This is a genomic window from Photorhabdus africana (assembly GCF_035181445.1).
GTDB classification, from domain to species: domain Bacteria; phylum Pseudomonadota; class Gammaproteobacteria; order Enterobacterales; family Enterobacteriaceae; genus Photorhabdus; species Photorhabdus laumondii.
Genome location: NZ_JAXBVE010000083.1, coordinates 1 through 4,734, shown reverse-complemented (window position 1 = coordinate 4,734; position 4,734 = coordinate 1). Strand labels below are relative to the sequence as shown.

8 protein-coding genes are annotated in these 4,734 nt (G+C 38.4%); 5 read left to right on the top strand and 3 right to left on the bottom strand.

Going from position 1 to position 4,734, the window contains the following annotated elements:
- Window positions 1-362: 362 nt before the first annotated feature.
- From idi to SLS51_RS22385, 4 genes are all read left to right on the top strand, one after another.
- Window positions 363-896 (top strand): isopentenyl-diphosphate Delta-isomerase, encoded by a 534-nt coding sequence (gene idi / locus SLS51_RS22400; protein ID WP_323840725.1) that lies wholly within the window; start codon window positions 363-365, stop codon window positions 894-896.
- A gap of 45 nt (window positions 897-941) precedes the next feature.
- Complete coding sequence (locus SLS51_RS22395; protein WP_323840724.1) at window positions 942-1,151, top strand: hypothetical protein; 210 nt, start codon at window positions 942-944, stop codon at window positions 1,149-1,151.
- A gap of 120 nt (window positions 1,152-1,271) precedes the next feature.
- Complete coding sequence (locus SLS51_RS22390; protein WP_323840723.1) at window positions 1,272-1,445, top strand: type II toxin-antitoxin system HicA family toxin; 174 nt, start codon at window positions 1,272-1,274, stop codon at window positions 1,443-1,445.
- A 53-nt stretch (window positions 1,446-1,498) separates the two neighbouring features.
- Window positions 1,499-1,909, top strand: coding sequence for a type II toxin-antitoxin system HicB family antitoxin (locus tag SLS51_RS22385; protein ID WP_323840722.1), 411 nt, complete (start codon window positions 1,499-1,501; stop codon window positions 1,907-1,909).
- 347 nt (window positions 1,910-2,256) lie between these two features.
- Here the strand turns inward: SLS51_RS22385 and SLS51_RS22380 are convergent, their stop codons facing one another.
- The 3 genes from SLS51_RS22380 to SLS51_RS22370 all read right to left on the bottom strand — a co-directional run bounded on the left by SLS51_RS22380 (window position 2,257) and on the right by SLS51_RS22370 (window position 3,631).
- Window positions 2,257-2,526: a helix-turn-helix domain-containing protein gene (locus SLS51_RS22380; protein ID WP_046975142.1), complete on the bottom strand. Its 270-nt coding sequence runs from the start codon at window positions 2,524-2,526 to the stop codon at window positions 2,257-2,259.
- Window positions 2,527-2,963: 437 nt separating this feature from the next.
- The gene (nadS, locus tag SLS51_RS22375; protein ID WP_113044380.1) at window positions 2,964-3,260 is read right to left on the bottom strand and encodes a NadS family protein; all 297 of its coding nucleotides are present in this window, start codon (window positions 3,258-3,260) and stop codon (window positions 2,964-2,966) included.
- A 47-nt stretch (window positions 3,261-3,307) separates the two neighbouring features.
- Window positions 3,308-3,631 carry a type II toxin-antitoxin system RelE/ParE family toxin gene (locus SLS51_RS22370; protein WP_011148113.1) on the bottom strand — a complete coding sequence of 108 codons (324 nt, stop codon included), beginning with the start codon at window positions 3,629-3,631 and terminating at the stop codon, window positions 3,308-3,310.
- 383 nt (window positions 3,632-4,014) lie between these two features.
- Between SLS51_RS22370 and SLS51_RS22365 the strand changes: the two genes are divergently transcribed.
- The gene (locus tag SLS51_RS22365) at window positions 4,015-4,500 is read left to right on the top strand and encodes a BRO-N domain-containing protein (protein ID WP_439126908.1); all 486 of its coding nucleotides are present in this window, start codon (window positions 4,015-4,017) and stop codon (window positions 4,498-4,500) included.
- Window positions 4,501-4,734: the final 234 nt, after the last annotated feature.

Genomic DNA, 4,734 nt, shown 5'->3' with positions numbered 1-4,734 from the left:
AGTAATAGATCAAAATTGGCGATTACCGTCAACCCCACCGATGTCATCAATACAAAAAACCTGTGTAAGATCACACTATTTTGAAATCAGAAATACGGTGCGGAATGACGGGTATATATTCTTTTTTGAATCTGTTTAATTAAAATATTAATAATTATTCTATTAATTTGTTTTATTTTTACATTAATGTCAGAATAGAATGGATGAAATATTTTTATTTCTTGATTTATATCATGTTGTTATAAAAAAATTACCTTATTTTTGCAAAGTTAATTTAGTACTTGCAGGATATGGATTATATTTTTATTTTTAATTAAAATTTATGATTTTATATGATTCAATTCACAGAAAGGCCATTAATAATGGATGAGATACTTGTTCTTGTTGATAAACATGATAATCCCATCGGTTCAGCGGGAAAAGCTGATATTCATCAGAAAGGTATGTTACATCGGGCCTTTTCTATCTTTGTTTTTGATAATAAAGGAAATTTACTCTTACAGAAGCGAGCGGCAACCAAATATCATTCAGCCGGACTTTGGACCAATAGCTGTTGTGGTCACCCTAGGGTTGATGAAGCTCTGGAGGCCGCTGCGCATCGTCGTCTTGGAGAAGAAATGGGTTTTGATTGTCCATTGAAAAAGGTTTCGTCATTTATTTATCACGTGATACTTCCTAATGATTTGATTGAATACGAGTATGATCATGTTTTTATTGGACGTTTTGATAAAGAACCGATAATTAACCTTGACGAAGTGTCCGATTATAAATGGGTTAATCTTCTGAAATTGAGGGAGCTAATTAATAATGTTCCTGATGTGTATACGGTTTGGTTCAAAAAAATCATTAATGGTCTTTCGTATCAAGATATTGAGGAGTGGCAAAGGCTGATTTGATAACCATGTAATTTATCGGTAGCCATAGTATTGGATTAATTAGATATGAATATCTCATTGAAATTTACCAATACGCTGAAAATCAACGTCATGACTTTGATGTTAGAGACATTGGATGTGGTTAAAGCACTGGCGGAACAGACTGCCGCCCATACGAACCACAACACAAGTACGCCGGAGAATGCCAGCGTGATAAGGGACATAGCTTATAAATCCGATGGATTGAAACAGAAGTATTCACTTGTGATTGGCTAGATTGATTGGCCTCTCTTCGATGAGATTTATTTTTACCCTTTCTATATGGTAAACAAAATTGTTGACATGGGTAAGCATAAATGTTTACTGTGTTTGTATGTTCAACAGAATGGAGGAGTGGTGAAGCAAAGCGAGTTTAGACGGTGGCTGGAAGCTCAAGGCGTCGAAGTTTCAAATGGGGCAAACCATCTGAAACTGAGATATCAGGGGAAACGAAGCATTATGCCGAGACACCCTAGCCAAGAGATCAAAGAGCCGCTGAGGAAAGCAATCATTAAGCAATTAGGATTGTGATAAAAACCCGCCTCGCAAGGGACGGGTTCTCGCACAGGTTCACCATTAAAAATATGCGATATCCAGTCATATTAGAGCCAGTCGAAGAGGGCGGTTATTTCGTCTCATTCCCGGATATCCCCGAAGCTTTAACCCAGGGGAATACACGGGAAGAGGCGCTAGAGATAGCACTCGATGCGTTAATAACTGCCTTTGAATTTTACTTCGAAGATAATGAAAAAATCCCGCTTCCTAGCCCCGTAGGGCAGGATTATGTTGATGTGCCCTTAAGCGTGGCCTCTAAGGTGCTTATGCTCAATGCGTTTCTTGATTCCAAATTAACGCAAATTGAATTAGCCAACCGTATGGGGGTGAAAAAGCAGGAAGTGACCCGTATCTTTGATTTACGGCACTCAACTAAAATTGATACGGTGGGTAAGGTCGCATCGGCTATCGGACATCAGTTAACTTTGTCCATTGAATAAAAATCACCATTAATTAACAGGCTGCGTTAATACGTGGCCTTTTTTATATCCTGATAAACTGCAACCAGATGCACACAGCACTGTTATCAATCAAACCAATACGTACCAGGTTAATAATGTGGTATCAATCAGCGCTACAAGTTTGTGTTTTGATGGTCTGAAACACATTATTGATTAATTATCTCGCCCGCAAAATATGCGGGCTGTTTTACATCTTCATAGAGCTATGAATACAATTCTGATATTAAAGAGTGGGCAGTGAGTGTAATAAAAAACTGATAATTCAGCGTGTTATATTAACTTAGTGATTTAAAAGTTGTCGTTACTTTTTCGGATATAGAAATAACTTATGTGATATCAGAATTGTTTGGTAAATCATTTCGGACGGTTCGTTTGATAGGCTGCTTATTTTCGTCAAAATACCGACTGGGCCATATTTCAGCAGGGGTGACACCAATTTCCTGAGCAATCAACAATTCCCCTTTAGGCCAGGGCCGCGTTAAAGCGTTTGCTAATGTTGAAGAGCTTAAACCGTGCTCTCTGGATAATGATGCCAGCGTTTTATTCTTCTTACGTATCGCAGCGATAATATCGGCGGTATGCCAGTCTTTTTTCATATTCCTGCTTACCTCTTTGGTGGTGGCGATTCAAACAGGGTTTGCAGTACCGGAGAGTAACCATTCAGGCGAGGCATAGCCTCCCCTGCCTGAACCACCATAGAAGCGATAGTAGGCACACTGGTAAGGAAATAATCTCTTACCAGTGGGTTAAAACAAACAGCCAGACCGCGCGAGTACTGGCAGAGTGGGAGAAATCACAAACTGAAATGATTGAAAAGATTTTCAGGAAATTTCAGTTTTTGGATCAAAAGAGGATCACGAAGATAATTACAATACAGTGATATTAAAGGAAAAATTCTACTTTACGTGAAAAAGAAGATCCCGAAAGGAAGCCGTGCTTTATCATAGAAATCAGATAGAGCACGGCTTTACAAGATATACAGAACTGAAATTATTTTATCCTTTTGCATTACGACAAGGAGAAAGTGAAAGTATTAAAGTGTGCTTAATTCATTAATAAGCGCAGGATTACGTTCAAGCATCTTAAGTAGTTTCAGTGATGAACCAGAAGGAATGCGGCGGTGCTGTTCCCAGCTTTGAATTAGAGATGCAGAAACGCCAACAGCTTCGGCAAATTCACTTTGTTTTAAGCCAAAGGTTTCACGTAAGTTTTTTACATCAGGCAGGCGATGGTAATGGATATTTTCATCAGAAACAGAAAGTTCGCCTTTTTCAATTGCTACCATCTGATTCATGCTTTCAACCAGATCGTTAAAAAGTTTTTTGTCCATAGTCTCTCCTGTTGTATGAACATTGCCGCGTATCTGCGCGGTGTTAATTACTGTAATTTGTTACTGATGGCTTTAAGTACCTCTTTTTCTTTTGGAGTTAAGTCATCTTTTTTATTTTTAGGGTAAATCAAAAGGAGATAGAGCCTCCCAGTTTTGGTTATGGCATAGTAGATAATTCTTACTCCGCCACGTTTTCCTATCCTTTCTCGCTGCCAGCGAATCTTTTTACATCCTCCAGTAGCGCTGATGGTACTACCCTGCTCGTGATTCTTTAGTAAGTGCTCCTGTAATAGCCTAAATTCATCATCGGTTAACAGTTCTGCTCGTTCTCTACTAAATACGGGAGTTTCGATAAAAACCAGATATTCCATAAAAAACATCCTTGCCTATATATGGAAATATGATATTCGTACATGGTACGATGGTCAAGATCAAATCGTACTGGAGACTAGATCTTAATGCACATAGAAAATTGTAGTTGATCTTCTGAAAACAATTTATTATCTTTTTATGCATGGGGACTCAAAACCTCAAGTAAGCGGTCAAAACCAACCCCGTTAGTGTTGGGTTTTTTATGCCTAATTTTTAATGGTAGCTGTTCGGCTATCATTTCTCTGATTCAATGTCGGGAGGGCGACTAATACAACACCCGCAAGGGGAATAAGTCCGCGGTTTCTTACTGCCGTTTTGAGCCTCCCGACACCATATTCTTAAATGGTAAACCCAATTCTCAAAGAAAAGTAAGGAGTCAGCAATGGCTAGTCTATCCGTAACTCCATTCATTTTTGAAAATCAGCAAGTACGTACATTGATTAAAAATGGCAATCTTTGGTTTGTTGCACAAGATGTATGTGATGCTTTGAAAATCACAAACAGTCGCGAAGCTATCACAAAACTTGATGATGATGAAAAGGATGTAGCTTTAAGTGACACCCTTGGTGGAAAGCAAAAAGTAAACATTATCAATGAATCAGGGATGTATTTTCTGACAATCCGATGTCGTGATGCCGTAAAGAAAGGAACTTTACCCCACCGTTTTCGTAAATGGGTTACTAGTGAAGTTTTACCTTCGATTAGAAAGACCGGTAGCTATATAGGCAGGGAGAAGAGTATTTCACTAAGTCAGCTCATTATTTGCCCTTATTGTCAGAAACCAGCCAATGTTCTAAGTACAGAAAAATTGCATAGACACAGAATTGAAGTCTTAGCAATTTGTGATTCTATTCGGTGTCCAGAATAAGCTTTTAAAGTTGATCTATGTTTTTCGCATTATCTTCAAGAGGAAGTAGGGATAAGGGTAGAAAAGGTGATAATGTTAAGAGGTTGATAAATAGACTAACTCTTGCCCAGAAATTGAAGCTGGCTAGGGGTTGTTGATGTTTTTCGGGGGATTATTAGACAGCATGATGATTTGATATAATTACTTTCGCCAAAAAACAACCAGACCTCACCATCATGCCGAGAACAATGTTAA

Coding starts and splice junctions, on each gene's coding strand:
- idi (WP_323840725.1), top strand. CDS start 363: ATGGATGAGATACTTGTTCTTGTTGATAAACATGATAATCCCATCGGT.
- SLS51_RS22395 (WP_323840724.1), top strand. CDS start 942: ATGAATATCTCATTGAAATTTACCAATACGCTGAAAATCAACGTCATG.
- SLS51_RS22385 (WP_323840722.1), top strand. CDS start 1,499: ATGCGATATCCAGTCATATTAGAGCCAGTCGAAGAGGGCGGTTATTTC.
- SLS51_RS22380 (WP_046975142.1), bottom strand. CDS start 2,526: ATGAAAAAAGACTGGCATACCGCCGATATTATCGCTGCGATACGTAAG.
- nadS (WP_113044380.1), bottom strand. CDS start 3,260: ATGGACAAAAAACTTTTTAACGATCTGGTTGAAAGCATGAATCAGATG.
- SLS51_RS22370 (WP_011148113.1), bottom strand. CDS start 3,631: ATGGAATATCTGGTTTTTATCGAAACTCCCGTATTTAGTAGAGAACGA.
- SLS51_RS22365 (WP_439126908.1), top strand. CDS start 4,015: ATGGCTAGTCTATCCGTAACTCCATTCATTTTTGAAAATCAGCAAGTA.